Annotated in this window: 17 protein-coding genes; 9 read left to right on the forward strand and 8 right to left on the reverse strand. The window is 72.3% G+C overall.

Annotated features, from left to right (window positions below):
• The first annotated feature begins 538 nt into the window (after positions 1-538).
• The 5 genes from PUR61_RS37175 (at position 539) to PUR61_RS37195 (ending at position 6,168) form a co-directional block, all read left to right on the forward strand.
• Positions 539-1,273: a response regulator transcription factor gene (locus PUR61_RS37175; protein ID WP_329883994.1), complete on the forward strand. Its 735-nt coding sequence runs from the start codon at positions 539-541 to the stop codon at positions 1,271-1,273.
• Between the two features lie 124 nt (positions 1,274-1,397).
• Positions 1,398-2,444, forward strand: coding sequence for a LacI family DNA-binding transcriptional regulator (locus PUR61_RS37180; protein ID WP_329883996.1), 1,047 nt, complete (start codon positions 1,398-1,400; stop codon positions 2,442-2,444).
• A gap of 94 nt (positions 2,445-2,538) precedes the next feature.
• Positions 2,539-3,738, forward strand: a complete 1,200-nt coding sequence (locus tag PUR61_RS37185; RefSeq protein WP_329883998.1) for a S1C family serine protease — start codon at positions 2,539-2,541, stop codon at positions 3,736-3,738.
• A 100-nt stretch (positions 3,739-3,838) separates the two neighbouring features.
• Positions 3,839-4,615 carry a response regulator transcription factor gene (locus tag PUR61_RS37190; RefSeq protein ID WP_329884000.1) on the forward strand — a complete coding sequence of 259 codons (777 nt, stop codon included), beginning with the start codon at positions 3,839-3,841 and terminating at the stop codon, positions 4,613-4,615.
• Positions 4,612-6,168, forward strand: coding sequence for a sensor histidine kinase (locus PUR61_RS37195; protein ID WP_443035304.1), 1,557 nt, complete (start codon positions 4,612-4,614; stop codon positions 6,166-6,168). The genes PUR61_RS37190 and PUR61_RS37195 overlap by 4 nt, the downstream gene beginning before the upstream one ends.
• A 116-nt stretch (positions 6,169-6,284) precedes the next feature.
• Here PUR61_RS37195 and PUR61_RS37200 read toward each other — a convergent pair whose 3' ends face one another.
• The 6 genes from PUR61_RS37200 to PUR61_RS37225 all read right to left on the reverse strand — a co-directional run bounded on the left by PUR61_RS37200 (position 6,285) and on the right by PUR61_RS37225 (position 13,969).
• A complete protein-coding gene (locus tag PUR61_RS37200) occupies positions 6,285-8,078 on the reverse strand; it encodes a bifunctional metallophosphatase/5'-nucleotidase (protein WP_329884001.1) in 1,794 nt (597 codons plus the stop codon).
• A gap of 247 nt (positions 8,079-8,325) precedes the next feature.
• The gene (locus PUR61_RS37205) at positions 8,326-9,675 is read right to left on the reverse strand and encodes an ATP-binding protein (protein ID WP_329884002.1); all 1,350 of its coding nucleotides are present in this window, start codon (positions 9,673-9,675) and stop codon (positions 8,326-8,328) included.
• Between the two features lie 18 nt (positions 9,676-9,693).
• Positions 9,694-11,268 carry an SCO6880 family protein gene (locus PUR61_RS37210; protein ID WP_329884003.1) on the reverse strand — a complete coding sequence of 525 codons (1,575 nt, stop codon included), beginning with the start codon at positions 11,266-11,268 and terminating at the stop codon, positions 9,694-9,696.
• Between the two features lie 7 nt (positions 11,269-11,275).
• A complete protein-coding gene (locus PUR61_RS37215) occupies positions 11,276-12,580 on the reverse strand; it encodes a hypothetical protein (RefSeq protein WP_443035305.1) in 1,305 nt (434 codons plus the stop codon).
• A complete protein-coding gene (locus PUR61_RS37220; protein WP_329884005.1) occupies positions 12,570-13,391 on the reverse strand; it encodes a hypothetical protein in 822 nt (273 codons plus the stop codon). The genes PUR61_RS37215 and PUR61_RS37220 overlap by 11 nt, the downstream gene beginning before the upstream one ends.
• A 227-nt stretch (positions 13,392-13,618) precedes the next feature.
• Entirely contained in the window at positions 13,619-13,969 is a 351-nt protein-coding gene (locus PUR61_RS37225; protein WP_329884006.1) for a hypothetical protein, read from the reverse strand.
• A gap of 248 nt (positions 13,970-14,217) precedes the next feature.
• Here PUR61_RS37225 and PUR61_RS37230 point away from each other — a divergent pair, with 248 nt between their 5' ends.
• Together PUR61_RS37230 and PUR61_RS37235 are read left to right on the forward strand one after the other, a co-directional pair.
• Positions 14,218-15,399, forward strand: a complete 1,182-nt coding sequence (locus tag PUR61_RS37230; protein WP_329884024.1) for a C40 family peptidase — start codon at positions 14,218-14,220, stop codon at positions 15,397-15,399.
• Between the two features lie 194 nt (positions 15,400-15,593).
• Complete coding sequence (locus tag PUR61_RS37235; RefSeq protein WP_329884007.1) at positions 15,594-16,310, forward strand: phosphatase PAP2 family protein; 717 nt, start codon at positions 15,594-15,596, stop codon at positions 16,308-16,310.
• Between the two features lie 83 nt (positions 16,311-16,393).
• On the opposite strand, the gene PUR61_RS37240 is transcribed toward PUR61_RS37235, so the two are convergent.
• Positions 16,394-16,585, reverse strand: coding sequence for a hypothetical protein (locus PUR61_RS37240; protein ID WP_329884008.1), 192 nt, complete (start codon positions 16,583-16,585; stop codon positions 16,394-16,396).
• 196 nt (positions 16,586-16,781) lie between these two features.
• On the opposite strand from PUR61_RS37240, the gene PUR61_RS37245 reads away from it, so the two are divergent.
• Positions 16,782-17,681: a hypothetical protein gene (locus PUR61_RS37245; RefSeq protein WP_329884009.1), complete on the forward strand. Its 900-nt coding sequence runs from the start codon at positions 16,782-16,784 to the stop codon at positions 17,679-17,681.
• Positions 17,682-17,957: 276 nt separating this feature from the next.
• Positions 17,958-18,161, forward strand: coding sequence for a hypothetical protein (locus tag PUR61_RS37250; protein ID WP_329884026.1), 204 nt, complete (start codon positions 17,958-17,960; stop codon positions 18,159-18,161).
• Between the two features lie 153 nt (positions 18,162-18,314).
• Here the strand turns inward: PUR61_RS37250 and PUR61_RS37255 are convergent, their stop codons facing one another.
• Positions 18,315-18,776 carry a metal-sensitive transcriptional regulator gene (locus tag PUR61_RS37255; protein WP_329884011.1) on the reverse strand — a complete coding sequence of 154 codons (462 nt, stop codon included), beginning with the start codon at positions 18,774-18,776 and terminating at the stop codon, positions 18,315-18,317.
• Between the last annotated feature and the right edge of the window lie 53 nt (positions 18,777-18,829).

Consider the following 18,829-nt stretch of genomic DNA (forward strand, 5'->3'; position numbering starts at 1 on the left):
CAGGCTCACCCGGGGCGCGCCCGAAAAGGCCGAACCGCCGGTTTCGAGCCCTCCCCCGGGCGGGGACCCGTCGGCTATCCTCGACCCCTGAGGGTCCGGGCAGAGTCGCCCCCGGATCCTTTTGTGCTTTCAGGACGCCAGTACGGATGTCCGTGCGAATCGTCGGCCCACCCCCGGCGTGCCGCAGGGACCGCCCCGCCACCAGCGGCACAACGACGTGCCGGGGTCAGGCCGGGGTGTCGGAACCCCGGCTCCGGGCCGCCACCCGGAACCGGACAGGACCGGAAGGTTCACGGATGAGCAAGGCAGAAACGGTGCATCGCGGGTTGCGGGACCCTCGACGCGCGCCCCGTTCCGCCGTGCGCGCCGTCGACTGCTCCGGCTCCCCACCGGTGTCCGCCGCTTCCCCCACCCTCCCGCCGACCGCCGCCGCCCCTCGCGGGACGCGCTGCGCTCGGCACCTCCCCGAACGTGCGCCATCCGGCTGTGGCGGCAGCCGTAACGCGACCGCGACGACCCGGAAAGGGGACTACCGGGTATGAGTTCTCTGCTCCTCCTCACCAACGCGCTGCAGCCCTCCGCGGAGGTACTGCCCGCCCTCGGCCTGCTGCTGCACAACGTCCGGGTGGCTCCGGCCGAAGGGTCCGCCCTGGTCGACACCCCCAGTGCAGACGTCATCCTGGTCGACGGCCGGCGGGACCTGCCGCAGATCCGCAGCCTCTGCCAGCTGCTCCGCTCCACCGGCATCGGCTGCCCGCTGATCCTGGTGGTCACCGAGGGCGGCCTGGCCGCGGTCACCGCCGAGTGGGGCATCGACGACGTCCTGCTCGACACCGCCGGCCCCGCCGAGGTCGAGGCCCGGCTGCGCCTGGCCATGGGCCGCCTCCAGGTGGTCACCGACGACAGCCCGATGGAGATCCGCAACGGCGACCTGTCGGTCGACGAGGCCACCTACTCCGCCAAGCTCAAGGGCAGGGTGCTCGACCTCACCTTCAAGGAGTTCGAGCTGATCAAGTACCTCGCCCAGCACCCCGGCCGGGTCTTCACCCGGGCGCAGCTGCTGCAGGAGGTCTGGGGCTACGACTACTTCGGCGGCACCCGGACGGTCGACGTGCACGTCCGGCGGCTGCGCGCCAAGCTCGGCGTGGAACACGAAGGGCTGATCGGCACCGTGCGCAACGTCGGCTACCGCTTCGTCGTCCCCGAGAAGCCGGACAAGGGGGAGCGGCCCGAGACCGCTTCGCTGCGCTCCTCGGCTCCGTTGGAGGCCTGACCGGCAGGCCGGGCGGGAACACCCGCCCGGCCTGTCCGCATTCGCCCCGCGCTGTCCTCCGGGTACCGCCCGGTAGCCGCGGTCCCCTCTGCCCCGCGGCACGCCACACGCGTAGACTCCCCCCGTGGCCAAAGTGACGCGCGACGATGTAGCCCGACTGGCTGGTACCTCGACCGCGGTCGTCAGCTACGTCATCAACAACGGGCCGCGACCGGTCGCGCCCGCCACCCGGGAGAAGGTCCTCGCGGCGATCGAGCAGCTCGGCTACCGGCCGAACAGCGTCGCCCAGGCGATGGCCTCCCGCCGCACCAACCTGATCGGCATGGTCGTCCCGGACGCCCGTCAGCCGTTCTTCGCCGAGATGGCGCACGCCGTCGAACGCGCCGCCTCCGAACGCGGCAAGCTGGTGCTGATCGGCAACTCGGACTACGTCGACGACCGAGAGGTCCACTACGTCCGGGCCTTCCTCGGTATGCGGGTCTCCGGCCTGATCCTGGTCAGCCAGGGGCCGTCCCAGCGGGCCGCCGAGGAGTTCGCCGCGATGGAGGGCGCGAAGGTCGTCCTGCTGCACCGCCGGCCCGAGGCCATCGACGACGTCGCGGTGGTCACCGACGACGTGGGCGGCGCCGAGGCCGTCGTCCGCCACCTCCTGGAGGTGCACGGACACTCGTACGTGGCCTGCTTCGGCGGCCCGGTGGAGTCCCCCGCCCCCGGCGACCCGGTCATCGACCACGTCGAGGGCTGGCAGCGCGCCATGGACGCGCACGGCCTGCCCACCGAGTCGCGTCTGATCGACGCGCCGTTCCACCGGTACGGCGCCTACGACGTCGCGCTCGGCCTGCTGGGCAGCCCGGACCGCCCGCCGGCGATCTTCTGCTCCACCGACGACCAGGCGATCGGCGTGCTGCGCGCCGCCCGCGAACTCGGCCTGCGGGTGCCCGAGGACCTCGCGGTGGCCGGCTTCGACGACGTGCCGGAGGCCGCGCTGGCCGACCCGCCGCTGACCACCGTCGCCTCCGACCGGGACGCGATGGCCCGGGCCGCGGTCGACCTGGTGCTGGACGACTCGCTGATGGTGCCCGGCTCGGACACCGAACGGGTCCGCAAGTTCCCGTCGCGCCTGGTCGTCCGGCGTTCCTGCGGCTGCTCGCCGACCGGCCCCGCGAACTAGCCTGACCAGGCTTTATGAGAAGTCAACAGGCTTCTCGGGGCGTTCTGAGCGCACTCTCACCGGATTCTCATCCGGCGGGCGGACGTTGGTCGGCATGAGCGATCACGAGCAGTACCGCGGCGGCACGCAGGACGACGGCCCGTACGGGACCGCGTACGGACGGCAGGACCCGTACGGCGACGGGCTGCCGTACGGCCAGGGGGATCCGCAGGTCATCCCGGGCACCGTGCTCGGCAGCAGCACCCACCAGGACCCCGGGTACCCGGCCGCGGGCAGCCCGTCGGTCGGCACTCCGCCCCCTCCCCCGCCCGCAGGCCCTCCCGTACCGCCGGTCCCGCCGGTGCCGCCGGTGCCGTCCGGGCACGGCGACGGCGCCCCGGCCTCCCACGGCGGCCGGGCCCGCCGCGGCCTGCTGCGCGGCAGGCTCACCCTGGTCACCGCCGTCGCCGCGGTCGCCGCCGTGCTCGGCGGGGTCACCGGCGGCGTGGTCGCCGCCCAGGAGCACGGCTCCGGCAGCCGCACCGGCACCGTCGCCAGCCCGGTCGCCGCCCGCTCCGACGGCGGCGCCGACGTCGCCGCCATCGCCGCGGCCGTCTCGCCCAGCGTCGTCCAGATCAGCGTCCAGGGCACCAACGGCACCGCCACCGGCACCGGCGTCGTGCTCACCGCAGGCGGCCAGATCCTCACCAACTACCACGTGGTCGCCGCCGCGGCCGCCGGCGGGCAGATCACCGTCGCCTTCCACGACGGCTCCACCGCCCGCGCCACCCTCACCGGCACCGACAAGAGCCTCGACGCCGCCGTGATCACCGCGAGCGGCGCCAAGAAGCTCACCCCGGCCGTCCTCGGCGACTCCTCCGCCGTCTCGGTCGGCGACCCGGTCGTCGCCATCGGCAACCCCGAGGGCCTCACCGGCACCGTCACCTCCGGCATCATCAGCGCCCAGCACCGCGAGGTCACCGTCCAGCTCGACGAGGGCACCACCAGCGGCAACGGCGGGTTCGGCTTCCCCGACCTGCCCGGACTGCGCGGCACCGACCGGCCCACCGGCGGCGACACCACCACCTACCGGGCCTTCCAGACCGACGCCGCCCTCAACCCCGGCAACTCCGGCGGCCCCCTGATCAACGCGGGCGGGCAGGTCATCGGCATCAACTCGGCCATGTACTCGCCCAGCGGCGCCGGCGCCACGGCCGGCGGCAGCGGCGCCGGCAGCGTCGGTCTCGGCTTCGCCATCCCGATCGACGACATCAAGCAGGTGCTGCCCAAGCTGCAGTCCGGCCAGAACGTCTGACGACGCCCGACAATTGACCCGAGCAGGTCCTCCGAGCAGGTCCTCCGAGCACGGCCCTGCGACCACCGCGCCCTCAGGCCCAGAGAAAGGGCAACCGCCCATGACCCCGTCCGTTGACGACCGCACCTCCGCCGAGCCCGGGCAGCAGCCCGCCGCCCGGCTCCTCGTGGTCGACGACGAACCCGCCCTCCGGGACGCACTGGAGAGCAGCCTCGCCTTCGAGGGCTACGAGGTCTCCACCGCCACCGACGGGTACGAGGCGCTGGAGTCCGTCGAACGCGACCGGCCGGACCTCGTCCTGCTCGACATCATGATGCCCCGGATGGACGGCCTCACCGCCGTCCGCCGGATGCGCTCGCGCGGCGACACCGTCCCGGTGCTGATGCTCACCGCCCGGGACGCCGTCGGCGACCGGGTCACCGGCCTCGACGTCGGCGCCGACGACTACCTCGCCAAGCCCTTCGAACTGGACGAACTCCTCGCCCGGGTCCGCGCGCTGCTCCGCCGCAACGCCCTCGCCGGCGAGGCCGCCGCCCGGGCCGCCGCGGTCGAGGAGGAGGGCGACGTCCTGGCCTTCGCCGACCTCCGGATGAACACCGCTACCCGCGAGGTCACCCGGGCCGGCCGGCCGGTCGAACTGACCCGCACCGAGTTCATGCTGCTGGAGATGTTCCTCGCCCACCCCCGGCAGGTGCTCACCCGCGAACAGATCCTCAAGGCGGTCTGGGGCTTCGACTTCGAGCCCTCCTCCAACTCGCTGGACGTGTACGTGATGTACCTGCGCCGCAAGACCGAGCAGGGCGGCCTGCCCCGGCTCGTCCAGACCGTCCGCGGAGTCGGATACGCGCTCCGCCCGGCCGCCGGCACGCTCACGTGACCCCCGCCGTCCCACCACCCCCCCTCGCCCCGCCGCGCGTCCCGCACCGTACCCGGCAACACCTCCACACCTGGTACCGGGCCCGCTCACTGCGCAGCCGCCTCACCTTCCTGACAGCGGCGGCGGTCGCGGTGGCCATCGCCGCCTCGGCACTGGCCTGCTGGTTCATCGTGGAGCAGAAGCTCTACGGCCAGGTCAGGGAGAACCTCTCCCGCGCCATGGACGTACCCCCGCCGGAACCGCCCGACCCGACGCTCCAGCGCAGCTGGCTCGGGTACTGCGCCGCGTCGCCCCCGGACGCCCAGGCCAAGGCGGAGGCCGCGGCGAAGATCCGCGACAGGCTCTCGACCCACCTCGTCGGCAACAACCCGCCCCGGGGAGCCGGCCAGTTCACGACCGAGCTCTACGGGAAGAACGGCACCGTCTGCCTCACCTCCGGTTCGGTGCCGAAGGCGGTCGAGGTCAAGGCCGGCGACCTCGTCGGCACCCTGTCCAAGGAATTCGTCTACCGGGACGGCCGCTACCTCGACGGGACCCCGGCCATGGTCCGCGTCAACCTGCTCGCCGACCCGTCGACCGGGGACCGCTACGCCTACCTCACCGCCGCCCCCGTCGACGGGATCGAGCGCGATCTCCGCCAACTCGCCGTCGTCCTCGGCGGAGTGGCCGTCGGCGGCGTCATCCTGGCCGGACTCGCCGGCCGGCTCGTGGCCCGCTCCGCGCTCAAGCCGGTCGACCGGCTCAGCGACGCCGTGGAGCACATCGCCCGCACCGAGGAGGTCGGCACCACCATCCCGGTGCACGGGGAGGACGAGATCGCCCGGCTCTCCACCTCCTTCAACTCGATGAGCACCGCGCTGGCCAACTCCCGCGAGCGGCAGACCCGTCTGATCGCCGACGCCGGGCACGAGCTCCGCACCCCGCTCACCTCGCTGCGCACCAACGTCGACCTGCTCATCCGCAGCGACGACACCGGCCGCCCGCTGCCGCCCGCCACGAAGACCAAGCTGCTGGGCAACATGAAGGCCCAGATGCAGGAACTCACCGCCCTGATCGGCGACCTGCTCCAGCTGTCCCGTCCGGACTCCCCCAAGCCCGGCGGGAACCTCGCCGTGGTCGCGCTGCACGAGATCGCCGAACGCGCCGTCGCCCGCGCCAGGTTGCGCGGCCCCGGGCTGGTCTTCGAGACCGACGTCGCGCCCTGGTTCGTGCACGCCGACGCCGCGGCCCTCGAACGTGCCGTGATCAATCTGCTGGACAACGCGGTCAAGTACAGCCCGCCCGGCGGAGCCGTCGACGTCCGCCTCCAGCAGGGCGTGCTGACCGTCCGCGACCACGGTCCCGGCATCCCGCCGGACGAACTGCCCTACGTCTTCGACCGGTTCTGGCGCTCGCCGTCCTCGCGCCAGCTCCCGGGCTCCGGGCTGGGGCTGTCGATCGTGGCGCAGAGCGTCCGGGAGGCCGGCGGCGAGGTGTCGCTCGGCCCGGCCCCGGACGGCGGCCCGGGCACGCTCGCCACCGTCCGGATGCCCGGCGGGCCGACCCGGGCCTGAGGCCGGGGTGCCGCCCCGGAAGACGCGCGCGACAGGCGGCGGGCGTCGGGCAACAGGCCCGGAAAACACAGAGGGGCGGGGCGCCCCGACGGCGCCCCGCCCCGACCGGCTCACGGTCAGCCGATGCTGCTGCCCGGGCCGATGACCTTGATGCGGTCCTGCGCCGGCGCCTGCAGCGGCGCGGCGGCCGAGCTGTTGGCACCGAGGTATGCGGCGAAGACGTCCAGGTCGGAGGCGCCGACGAGCTTGTCGGTGCCGGCCGCGAAGGCCGGGAAGCCGTCGCCGCCGCCGGCCAGGAACTCGTTGGCCGCGGCCCGGTACTTGGCGGCCGGGTCGATCGGCGCGCCGTTCAGCCGGACCGAGTCGACGACGAGCCGCTCGGCACCCTTGTTGCGCATGTCCAGGGTGTAGGTGAGGCCCTTGGAGGACTGCAGGATCTTCGGCGAGGCCTCGTTGGGACCGCTCACCTGCTGCTGGAGCAGCTGGATCAGCTGGGCGCCGGTCAGCGTCTTGACCTGCATCATGTTGGTGAACGGCTGGACGGTGAACGCCTCGCCGTAGGTCACCACCCCGTCGCCCTCGGCGCCACTGGCCTTGAAGACCAGGTCGGAGCGGATACCGCCCGGGTTCATGAAGGCGATCTGCGCGCCGCCCTTGTCGGCGGGCGCGAGACCGGCCAGCTGGGCATCGGCGATCACGTCACCGAGCGGCTTCTCCGGGTCGCTGTTGCCGCGGCCGTTGATGTCCGAGGCGATGTAACCGATCGGGCGGTTGGCGATCGGCGCGGCCAGCTTGGAGTAGTGCGCGATCAGCTCCGTCATGTCCGGGGCCTTCGCGACCGTGCGGCGCACGATGTGGTTCTCGGCCTTGACCGACGGACGGACGATCGTGCCGGTGGTCTTGTCGAGCTTCAGGTCGATCTCGGTGTAGAGCCGGCCGAAGGAGGCCGCGCTGGTCACCGAACGCGGCACACCCTGCGGGTCCGGGATGGTGCAGGCGTACGCGTTGTGGGTGTGACCGGTGACGATGGCGCCGACCGCCGGGTCGATGTTCTTGGCGATGTCGACGATCGGGCCGGAGATGCCCTGACCGGCCGGGCCGCAGTCGTAGTTGTACGTGCTGCTGGCCGGGAGGCCGCCCTCGTGGATCAGCGCGACGATCGAGTTGACGGCCTTGGCCTTCAGCTCCGCGGCGTACTTGTTGATCGTGGCGACCTCGTTGCCGAACTTCAGGCCCTTGACGCCCTCGGCGGTGACGATGTTCGGCGTGCCCTCCAGGGTGACGCCGATGAAGCCGACCTTCACGCCCTGCGACTTGGTCACCCAGTACGGGGCCAGCAGCGGCTTGCCGGTCTTCTCGTCGGTGACGTTGGCCGACAGGTAGTTGAAGTTGGCGCCCTTGAACTTGCGCCCCTCCTCGTAGCAGCCGTCGACCGGGTGGCAGCCGCCGTCCTGGAGGCGGCGCAGCTCGGCGGCGCCCTCGTCGAACTCGTGGTTGCCGACCGAGGTGACGTCCAGGCCGAGCTTGTCCAGCGCCTCGATGGTGGGCTCGTCGTGGAAGAGCGCCGAGGTCAGCGGGGAGGCGCCGACCAGGTCGCCGGCGGCGACGGTGATCGAGTCGTCGGCCGGTATGCGCGCGTCGCGCAGCGCGGTGGCCAGGTACTCGACGCCGCCGGCCGGGGTGTTGACGGGCTGGCCGGTGGCCGGGTCGATCTCGCGGATGGTGCCGGACGAGCCGGCCGGGGCCTCCAGGTTGCCGTGCAGGTCGTTGATGGCCAGCAACTGGAGGTTGACGGTCTTGGGACGCTTGGCGTCCGCGGCCTGGGCCGCGGTGGGCACGGCCACCGTGCCCACCAGGCCGGCGGCGGCGATGACGGCCAGCGCCGCACGTCGGGATCTGACGGAGAGCATGAAGGGGTCCCCTGCACCTGAGAGAGAGCGCCCGGCTGTGGACGGGTCCGTAGGGGCGCTGAGTGTCGTTGCGCGAGTGCAGCCTAGAGTCAACGCGCGTAGCTGTCAGGACCCTGGACGTAACGACAGGGTTACCTACTGACGAATCGTCGCCGGACTTTCCCCGCCGGCACGCCCCCGGCGCACCCCGGCCGCCGCTCGCGGGGAGCGCGGCCGGGCGCCCGTCGGGGCCGCCGGCGAACCGGGCTCAGACGCCCGGTTCGGACGCCAACTGGCGCTCTGCACGCACCCGTTCGGCGACGGCGTCCTCGGTCATCGCGCGGTCGGTGTAGACCAGTGGCCGCTCGGCCTCGGTGATGATGTGCTTCACCACCTGGACGTTCCCGTTGACGTCCCAGACCGCGATGCCCGGCGAAAGTGTGGGGATGATCTCCACCGCCCAGCGCGGCAGACCCAGCACCCGGCCGGTGGCCCGCGCCTCCTCCGCCTTCTGCATGTAGATCGTCCGGGTCGAGGCCATCTTCAGGATCGCCGAAGCCTCCTTGGCCGCCGCGCCGTCCACCACGTCCGACAGGTGGTGGACCACGGCGACGAACGACAGGCCCAACCGGCGGCCGAACTTCAGCAGCCGCTGGAACAGTTGGGCCACGAACGGACTGTTGATGATGTGCCAGGCCTCCTCGACCAGGAAGATCCGCTTCTTCCGGTCCGGCCTGATCCAGGTGTGCTCCAGCCAGACCCCGACGATCGCCATCAGGATCGGCATCGCGATCGAGTTCCGGTCGATGTGCGAGAGGTCGAAGACGATCAGCGGCGCGTCCAGGTCGATGCCGTCGGTGGTCGACCCGTCGAACATGCCCCTCAGGTCACCGTCGACCAGCCGGTCCAGCACCAGCGCCACGTCCAGACCCCACGACTGCACCTCGTCCACCGCCACGCCCAGCGACTCCACCGAGGCCAGTGCCGGATTGCGCAGGGTGTCGATGATGTCGTCCAGCACCGGCTGCCGGTCCAGGACGTTGGCCGCCACGTGCGCGTGCGCGGCCTTCAGCGCGAAGCCGGCCCGCTCCTCCAGACCCCGCCCCATCGCCACCTCGACGATGGTGCGCAGCAGCGACAGCTGCCCGGTCTGGGTGATCGCCGGGTCCAGCGGGTTGAGCTTCACCCCGCCGTCCCGGGCCGCCATCGGGTCCAGCCGGATCGACTTTATGCCGAGCGCGTTGGCGATCAGGTTCCACTCGCCGACCCCGTCCTCGCCCTGCGCGTCCAGCACCACCACCTGCCGGTCCCGGAAGCGCAGCTGGCGCAGCACGTAGGTCTTCTCCAGCGCCGACTTGCCGTTCCCGGACTCGCCGAGCACCAGCCAGTGCGGCGCCGGCAGCTGCTGCCCGTACAGCTGGAACGGGTCGTAGACGTACCCCTTGCCGCTGTACACCTCGCGCCCGATGATCACGCCCGAGTCGCCGAGTCCGGGCGCGGCGGTCGGCAGGTAGACCGCCTGCGCCTGCCCGGTGGAGGTGCGCACGGGCAGGCGCGTGGTCTCCACCTTGCCGTACATCAGGCTGGTGAACGCGTCGGTGAGGTTACCGATCGCCATGCGGGGCCTCCAGGTGGATCAGCGGCGGATGCCGGTGGCGAACGGCAGGGTGTTGACGAACGCGCGGTGGTGCTCGCGGTCGCACCACTCCAGCTTGAGGTAGCTCTTGCCGGCCGAGGCGCGGATGGTCCGCTTGTCCCGGGCCAGCGCCTCCGGATTGCGCGAGGAGACCGTGATGTAGCCGACCAGGTTCACCCCGGCCGCACCGGACGCGAGGTCGTCGCCGCGCTGGTCCACCCGGCCCGTGTGGGCGAGGTCGCGCGGGTCGACCGTGCGGTTCATCTTGGCGGCGCGGCTGGCCTCCGCCTCGTCGTTGGTCTTCTCGGTGAGCATCCGCTCGATCGCGACGTCGGTGGGCTCCAGGTCCATCGTCACCGCGACCGTCCGGATCACGTCCGGGGTGTGCACCAGCAGCGGCGCCAGGAAGTTGACGCCCACCGGGGTCAGCGGCCACTCCTTGACCCACGCCGTCGCGTGGCACCAGGGCTCCCGGGTCACCGACTCGCGGGTCTTCGCCTGCAGGTACTGCTGGTGCGTGGCGTCCAGCTCGGCCGGCCAGGCGTTCCGCTTCGACATCGCCTGGATGTGGTCGATCGGGTGGTCCGGGTCGTACATCGAGTGCAGCAGCGAGGAGAGCCGCGCCTGGCCCAGCGGCTGCCGCACCCGGATGTCCGCCTCCGCCAGCCGCGCACAGATGTCGGTCAGCTCGCGGGCCATCACCGCCGCCAGCCCCTCGTCGTCCCGGGTCCGCCGCCCGTTCGCGGTCCGGCCCATCGCGTGCGCCTCGGCCGCCAGGTCACGGGTGTAATGCATGCAGGCCACCAGGTACGCCCGGTGCTGCTCGGAGGAGGTCGACACCATCGACTGCAACTGGTCGTACGACTCCATCAGCCAGCGCGGCGAGTCCGGGTCCCCGCGCCGCTCCACGTCCTTGGCGTGCGCGTCCGGGTCGGCCGGCAGCGTCCGGGCGAGGATCTGCAGCCGGGTCACGAATCCGTCCCCGTTGGCGACGTGCTTCAGCAGCGTCCCGAACCGGTCGACCAGCGCCTCCTGGTCCTCCGAGTCCCGCAGGCCGACGCCCGGGCCCTCGATCTCGATCGCCGCCGTCACCGTGCGCCGCTCCAGGTGCATCAGCACCCCGACCTCGTCCGGCCCGAACGGCGCCGCCAGCCAGCGCAGCCGTCCGACTCCCGGCGGCGGGCCGATCTCCACCTCGCGGCCGTCCAGCCGCGTCCCGGCGTCCATCGCGTCCGACTTCCACACACCCCGCCCGCTGCGGACCGTCCGGCGGTAGGTGCGGTTGATCTCCACCCACTTGTAGAACGTCCGGCGCCGGTACGGCACGTACACCGCCGCGATCGCCAGCAGGGGCAGGCCGACCAGGCCCCCGATCCGCAGCGGCAGGATCGGCATCATCAGGCCCCAGACCATGCCGAGGAAGGCGCCGAAGATGATCAGCACGATCTCGCCGGACTCCCTGTTCCGGCCGATCGGCGCGTTGGGGCGGGCCTTGCCGATCAGATAGGTACGACGCTGGTGCACGTACGACTGGGCGTACTGGGCCCCGTACTGGCCGAGCGGTTCGCTGCTCACTTACCCGTCACCCTCCCTTCGCTGGATTGCTGTCGCGGAACGGACCCGAGGCCTGGGCCGGCGGCCCGGCCTGTTGCGGTGGCGCGGGCGTCCGCGACGCGTGGGCGGCGATGCCCGGTGCGACCGAACCGCCGCCGGCACCCCCGCCCCCGCCGCCAGGCTGCCCGCCGCGGTCGCCGTGGGTGGTGATGCCCTGCTTCATCAGGTTCGCGGTCCCGTTGATCATCGCCGACCCGGCCGACACCGCACTGGCCCGGGCCTGGCGCATGTTCACCATCTCGTCCCCGAAGCCCGGTACGAACCGGTACACGGCGGCGCTCGCGAAGATCGACAGGAAGAGGATCGCCAGGCCCGACAGCACCCGGGCGAAGTCGTCGTCCGCACCCGCCCCGGCCGCCACCGCACCGGCCAGCCCGAGGATGATCACGATGATCGGCTTCGCCAGGTCCACCGCCACCATCAGCCCCGCCCAGCGGCGCACGTGCTTCCACAGCTGCTTGTCCACCAGGCCCGCGTACACCGCCGTCCCCAGCAGCGCGCCCACGTACAGCATCGCCGCCCGGATCAGCAGCTCGATCCAGAGCACCGCCGCCGCCAGCACGGCCACCAGCGAGACGATGATCAGGATCAGCGGCCCGCCGCCCATGTCACCCTTCTCCAGGGTGTCCGCGAACCCGCCCAGGTACGTCCCGGTGTCCGACTTCGTCCCCACCGCGACCGCCTTGGTCAACCCGTCGGTCGCACTCACCACGGTGTACAGGATCAGCGGCGTGAACGCCGAGGCCACCACCGTCAGCCAGAGGAACCCGATCGCCTCCGACACCGCCGTCGCCAGCGGCGCCCCACGCACCGCCCGCTTGGTCACCGCCAGCAGCCACAGCACCAACGTGATGATCGTCGACGCGGCGAACACCACCGCGTACTGCTGCAGGAACGACGCGTTGGTGAAATCCACCTCCGTCGTCCCGTCGATCGCCCCCGACAGCTTCCGCACCACCCACGCCGCCGCCTGCGCACACCCCTTCGCCAACGACCCCAGCGGATCCGTCACACTCCCCACCGTCCCACTCCCGGGGACGGAGCCACCGCCTGGCTTGGAGGCGCAGTAGACACCGCTTCCCGGCAGGGGAAGCACGTCGCAATCGCTACCGCTCGGCGACGCCGTAGGGCTAGGGGTTGGAGTGGCGCTTGGGCTGGGTTCTGCGAATGCATGGGCTGCCAGAAGAAGAGCAGCGGTCTGCAGGACCACCAGAGCTCCGAGCACTCCTCCGGTGCGAGGCAGGAACCGGGTGGTGCTGTGGTCAACGGGCATAGCGGAAACCCCCGAACTGCTGGACGGCGCCGGTGATCTCCTCGGCGGTGGCGGCCTGCTGGTCGCCGGGCATGGGGGCGGGGCCCTGCCGGCTGGCGTAGTCCGTGAGCTTCCAGTCGCTGCCCGTCCAGCGGAGGGTGAAAGTGAGCGTGAACCAGTTCGCCACGACCGGCAGGACGGATCGTTCGCCGGCCAGGCCGGTGAGGCCGGTGCACCAGACCTCGACCTTGGTCTCCGTGTCGCTGTAGCCGACCGACTTGGTACCGACCGGTACGGTACGGCTGACGAAGGTGAGCCCCTTGGGTGCGCGGCCCTGGGCGTCCAGTCCGTAGCGGGTCACGGTGTCACCGCCGAACCCCTGGTCCAGGCGGGCCTGGAGGGTCGGGGTGGCGGTGGGGTCGGCGATGGTGGCGACGATGGTGTGGCGGCTGTCGGTGCGGAACATGTCGGCGGAGCCGATGGCCACCGCGTAGTTGGCCGCGGCCGACTGGGCGCCCTGGTCGGTGCGCGGGAAGCCTGCGGCGATGCCGTTGGCGGTGGTGGCGACGGGCTGGTCGCCGCTGGGCGCGGGGCCCGCGCCGGTGGTGGCGGTCGAGGTGGCCCGGTCGGCGGAGCCGCCCGCGGGGGTGCCGGACGGGTCGGGTTTGCCCCGGTTGGCGATGGAGATCGCGACCACCAGGAGCGTGACGACCACCAGGACCGTCAGCAGCGTGCGTAGCGGCCTGGGTTGACGGGCGGCCGCCAGGGAGGAGGGCTGTTCACCGACCGGCAGCCGCGTGCGAGTGTGCGGCTGGTCGTCGGACAACGGCACGGCGGCCCTCCTGGTGCGGGGAGCCGGGGCGGCTCCGGGGGCCCCTCCGCCCGGGGGCGGGCGCGGAGGGAGGGGTGGTGGGGGCGGGATTCCCGGGGGACTCCGGCGGATCCCGGTCGACCGGACGGCCGCCCGGTCGGACGGTCGACCGTGCCGGGTGGTCGGTCGGCCCGGCGACGGGCGGTTCCCCGTCTCCCCGCACCGTCACCGCCCGATCTGTCCGATCGTCAGATGGCCATGCCGTACACAATGGTGAACAGAGTGCCGAGTGATCCAATGATGAACACGCCGGTCAGCCCGGCGATGATCAGTCCCTTGCCCTGTTCGGCGCCGAAGCTGTCACGCATCGCGGTGGCGCCGATCCGCTGTTTGGCCGCACCCCAGACGGCGAGGCCGAGGCAGGCGAGGATCGCGACGGCCATGACGACCTGGACCATCACCCGGGCCTCGGACCCGAGGCTCGCGAACGGCCCCCAGTCCGGGGCGATCCCACCGATGATGGTGTCGATATTCGGCTTCTTGGGAGGGTCCTCGGCCAAGTGGCCGATCGCGATGCTGTTCACGCTGCTCAGGTCCATTTCCATCTCACCGCCCGATCAGGCAAATTCAAGGGCCCAGACCCCGCCCGCGCGAAGGGTCAGTACCTATTCTTGGCCAGATCTGATGTCGACTTGGCTACTTCTCGCAGATTGGTCGTGAGGCATCGGACACGTACGCGAGGATGTCCACCGTACGAAGGATAGCGCTCACTCTTTGTATCTCTGATGATTGCGGTGAGCAACGCCTTCCGGGACACTTCGACTGACGATTCGTCGGGATGGTGCTGATGGTACTCCGGAAGGCCGGTACGGCCGCCGCCGCTGCGGGAGTTGTCCTGATCGGCTTCGTCGGTCTGGTGACCGTCGGGACGTTTGCGGCGAGTGGGACACCACAACAGTCGGGCAATCGCGCCGGCCTCTCCCCGGGAACCGTTCCGGCGGCGTACCAGGGGCCGATCCAACAGTGGGGACAGCTCTGCCCCGACCTCTCACCGCCGTTGCTCGCGGCACAGCTCTACCAGGAAAGCGGTTTCAACCCACGGGCCCGTTCCTACGTGGGGGCGCAGGGATTGGCACAGTTCATGCCTGACACCTGGTCGGCCTACGGAACGGACGGTAACAACGACGGCCGGAAGGACCCCTGGGACCCGCTGGACGCGATCGCCTCGGCGGCCACCTTCGACTGTGCGCTGGCCGCCTACGTCGCGAAGGTCCCGGGTGACCGCCAGTCCAACATGCTGGCCGCCTACAACGCCGGTCCGGGCGCGGTGACGAAGTACCAGGGCGTTCCGCCGTACAAGGAGACCCAGGGCTACGTGCGGAACATCCTGGCGACAGCCGGAAGCTTCGCCGCACCGGTCGCACCGGTGGAGGTCTCCTCGCAGTCGGCGGCCGCGATCTACTTCGCGCAGACCAAGCTCGGCACCCCCTACCAGTGGGGCGGTGAGGGGCTGCCCTCGCAGAACGGGCGGTTCGACTGCTCGGGGCTGACCCAGGCCGCGTACGCCAGCGTGGGGATCAAGCTCCCCCGGGTCGCCAACGACCAGTGGTACGCCGGGCCGCACCCCTCCCGCGACCAGTTGCGCCCGGGGGACCTGGTGTTCTGGGCGACCGACCTCGGCGATCCGCGCAGCATCCACCACGTCGGCATCTACGTGGGCGGGGGCTACATGATCAACGCGCCGCACACGAACGCGGTGATCCGCTACGACAAGATCGACACCCGCGAGTACATCGGGGCCACCCGCGTCGCGTCGGACGCCGCCCAGGCGCTGCCGATGCGCGACGCGGAGGGCGCGGTGATCGCCCCGAGCCGTCCCGGCGACCCGGCGGCCCCGGCCGCGCCCGCCCCGGACCCGACGACCCCCGCCCCGAACCCGGCCGGGACCCCCGCTCCGGCGGCGGCCAGGACCCCGATCGCCACCGGCCCCGTCACGGCAGGTGCAGGTCAAAGGCCCGCAAAGAGCTGACCCCGCCCGCCCGCGCGGTGTGAGTGCACTGTGGACGCTGAGTCAAGTTTCCATAACCGCGCGTTTCCGTGGAACGCTGTGCACCGGTTATGACGTTGTGTCGGATGGTCCCGCGTCAGCCCACCTGACCTGGGCGGCGCTGCGCGGACCACGGCCGGAACGATCAGGTGCTGCGGACCAGAAGGAGGTGCGGCGTGTCGACGCCGCTTGCCGACACGACCAACCCCGACCTCGGCCTGCTCTACGCCGTCAACGGCCTGGCCAGGCGTTCCCCGGCCTGGCTGGACCACGCGGTGTCCTGGATCGGTGAGTACGGCATCCTGCTCGGCCTCGCCCTGCTCGGTCTGACCGGCTGGCTCCGGGCCAGACGCCGTCCGGACGCCCCGGTGGCCGTCGCCGGGCTGCTCTGGGCCCCGCTCGCGGTCGCCATCGCCGAGGTGGCCAACCTGCCGATCTCGGCCATCGTGGACCGCCCGCGGCCCTTCGTCGACCATGCCGGCCTGGACGTGCTGGTGGAGGGCAAGGAGGGCACGTACTCCTTCGTCAGCGACCACTCCACGATGTCGATGGGCATCGCGGTGGCGCTCTTCCTCGTGAACCGGCGGCTCGGCTGGATCGCCGGCGGCCTGGCCCTGCTGCAGGGCTTCTGCCGGATGTACATGGGCGTCCACTACCCCACCGACGTGATCGGCGGCTTCGCGCTCGCGACGGCGGTGGTCCTGCTGCTGGCGCCGATCGCGATGGCCGTGCTCGTCCCGTTCTGCCATGCGGTCGGCCGGACCGCTCTCGCCCCGCTGATCCGCGCCCCGCAGGGCGGTGGCCGGCGATCGGGCGGGCGCCGGCGCGGCGGCGGCCCGCAGGGCTCCGTCCGGGCCGACGAACAGCCGCCGGAGTCCGATCTGGCGGCCTGAGCCGCCCCGGGCCCTCCCCCGCGCACCGCAGCGCCCCCGGAGCGTCCTCGGGCGGACCGCGGAGGGGCCCGGCCCCCTCCGGCCTATCCGCCCTCCTCGCCGTTGGCGGCGAGGTGGTCGGCGGCCTCCCGCCGGGTGAGGTCGCGCGAGCGGCGGGCCGGGGAGAACCAGCCGCAGACGCAGGTCGCGAAGCAGAAGGAACCGTGTTCGCTGATCGCGACACGGTGCTCGGGCATCCGGGTGGTGCCGGGTTTGGCCGGCAGCTCACTGTGCACGTGCTTCACCGTAACGCTCCAGAGCCCCAGACCGCGACGCCCGGGAGGTATCCGGTGCTCCGGCGTGCGACATCCGGCGCGCGCCGGTTCCCGCGTAACCCTTCTCACGTCAACTCGTTTGCCCGGAAAGAGCTCTGCCCATCCACTGGTGGCCGGCGGGGCAGTCGGGCCCGAGGGGGTTGTCGCGAGGATGAAGATGACCGACCAACAGCGCAGTGGCCGGCGGACCGGCCGGTCCGGGCCGCGGCTGCGGCCGGCGGCGGGGGCCGCGTTGCTCGCCGCCGTCCTGACCGGACTGAGCGGCTGCTCGGACGGCGCCGGCGACGCTTCCGCCGACCAGCAGGCGAGCAGCAGCCCGGACCGGCTCGCCGCCGACCCGCTGACGGCGGTCCGCAACGCCGCCGACATCACGGGCCGGACCGGCTCCGCGCACGCGGCCACCGAGCTGGTGACCGAGTCCGCCGACAAGAAGGCCGTCTTCACCGGCACCGGCGGCTACGACTACGTGAAGCGGATCGGCCGGCTGGAGGTTCAGGTGCCGCCGGGCGCGGCGACCACCGGCAAGATCGTCGAGGTGCTCCTGCCGGGCACCGTCTACCTGCAGAACAGCGGCGCCAAGGTGCCCGAGGGCAAGTGGGTCAAGCTCGACGTCCGCCAGCTCCCGGACGGGAACCTGGTCAGCGGCGGCGCGACCGACCCGGCCTCCGCGGCGGGCGCGCTGCGCGGCGCCCAGAAGGCGGAACTGGTCGGCACCGAGACGGTCGGCGGGGCGGCCCTGAAGCACTACCGCGGCACCCTGGACCTCACCAAGGCGGCGGACGCCACCGGCGGACGGGGCGGGGACGGGCTGCGGATGGCGGCGCAGACCTTCACGGTCAAGGAGGTCCCGTACGACGCCTGGCTGGACGAGCAGGGCCGGCTCCACAAGGTGGTCGAGGTCTTCACCTTCGCCGGGGTGGCCGGCTCGAAGGAGGCGAAGGACCAGGTGAAGGTGGTCTCGACCACCTCGCTGACGGACTTCGGCAAGCCGGTGGAGGCCGCGGAGCCGCCGGCCTCCGACATCTACGCGATGAAGCCCACCGAGAGCCCGAAGTAGGGCCTGGTGGCCCGGCCGCGTCCCGGCCCACAGCCCGGCGGCCGGGCGGCGCGGCGCGGAGAAGGAGGCCGGAGGAGGGACCCGGCGCGGGGGCCGGGAGCGGGGCGAAAGGGGACACCGTCGGACCGGGTGGGCCCGGGATACCTGCCGGGCCACCCGTTTCGGCGGCTCCGAGATGGCCCGTCCGTGCCATGTGGGCGGGCTCCGGAGTGCCTAGGCTGGACGTCGGGTGGCTGCCGCCCGGGCTGGCGAGGCGCTGAAGGGGTGGTGCAGGTGATGTCGTCCACGGGCAGCCGCAGCGGCGGCCACGACGACGCGGCCCTCGACGAGATCGAGCTGGCCGGGGAGCTGATGATCGCGGCCACGGCCAGCAGCGGCGACCGTCTGCCGACCGAACGGATCGACGAGGTGCTGCTCGACCGGCCCGACGGCGGTCCGGTCACCGGGCCCGTGCGGAACGGCCTGGAGCTCGACGGCTGAGGCCGGGAGCGACCGGCCGGGGACCATGAGCCGGGAGCGACCGGGAGTGGCCCACCGGGACCAGGACGGCCGGAAGCAGGACAGCCCGAAGCAGGACGGCGGGGAACGGGGCGGCCGTCGGTCGGACGGCCGGGGCGTACCCCGGCCGCGCGTTCAGCTGCGCAGGAGGCGGGCGATGGCCGCGGTGGCTTCGGCGACCTTGGCGTCCAGCTCGGTGCCGCCCTCCTCGGCGGCAGCGGCGACGCAGTGCCGCAGGTGCTCCTCCAGCAACGAGAGCGCGAAGGACTGGAGGGCCTTGGTGCTGGCCGAGACCTGGGTGAGCACGTCGATGCAGTAGACGTCCTCGTCGACCATGCGCTGCAGGCCGCGGATCTGGCCCTCGATCCGGCGCAGCCGCTTGAGGTGGGCGTCCTTCCGGGCGGTGTACCCGTGCGGCCCCCCGTGGGCTCCGTGGTGTCCGACGGCGTCGGCGGTGGCCGCGGCGCCGGCAGGATCGGTGGCGACGGAGGTGACGGCGGCCGACGTTGTCGCGTCCGGCGCGGTCTGCTCGCCATGCGCTTCCGCCCCGGCCGCCGGCGCCGGCTCCGGCTCGGTGCGCGCTTGCGTGGTGGTCATCGGCCCGCCTTCGTCTGAGTGCCTGGGTGGCTGCGTCGGCATCCAGTGTCCAA

Source organism: Streptomyces sp. BE20 (genome assembly GCF_036322525.1).
GTDB lineage: Bacteria > Actinomycetota > Actinomycetes > Streptomycetales > Streptomycetaceae > Kitasatospora.

Bases quoted from the DNA above. Each gene is read 5' to 3' on its own strand.
- PUR61_RS37215 (WP_443035305.1), bottom strand. From the start codon at position 12,580: ATGCCCGTTGACCACAGCACCACCCGGTTCCTGCCTCGCACCGGAGGA.
- PUR61_RS37190 (WP_329884000.1), top strand. From the start codon at position 3,839: ATGACCCCGTCCGTTGACGACCGCACCTCCGCCGAGCCCGGGCAGCAG.
- PUR61_RS37185 (WP_329883998.1), top strand. From the start codon at position 2,539: ATGAGCGATCACGAGCAGTACCGCGGCGGCACGCAGGACGACGGCCCG.
- PUR61_RS37230 (WP_329884024.1), top strand. From the start codon at position 14,218: ATGGTACTCCGGAAGGCCGGTACGGCCGCCGCCGCTGCGGGAGTTGTC.
- PUR61_RS37175 (WP_329883994.1), top strand. From the start codon at position 539: ATGAGTTCTCTGCTCCTCCTCACCAACGCGCTGCAGCCCTCCGCGGAG.
- PUR61_RS37205 (WP_329884002.1), bottom strand. From the start codon at position 9,675: ATGGCGATCGGTAACCTCACCGACGCGTTCACCAGCCTGATGTACGGC.
- PUR61_RS37225 (WP_329884006.1), bottom strand. From the start codon at position 13,969: ATGGACCTGAGCAGCGTGAACAGCATCGCGATCGGCCACTTGGCCGAG.
- PUR61_RS37245 (WP_329884009.1), top strand. From the start codon at position 16,782: ATGACCGACCAACAGCGCAGTGGCCGGCGGACCGGCCGGTCCGGGCCG.
- PUR61_RS37200 (WP_329884001.1), bottom strand. From the start codon at position 8,078: ATGCTCTCCGTCAGATCCCGACGTGCGGCGCTGGCCGTCATCGCCGCC.
- PUR61_RS37255 (WP_329884011.1), bottom strand. From the start codon at position 18,776: ATGACCACCACGCAAGCGCGCACCGAGCCGGAGCCGGCGCCGGCGGCC.
- PUR61_RS37250 (WP_329884026.1), top strand. From the start codon at position 17,958: ATGTCGTCCACGGGCAGCCGCAGCGGCGGCCACGACGACGCGGCCCTC.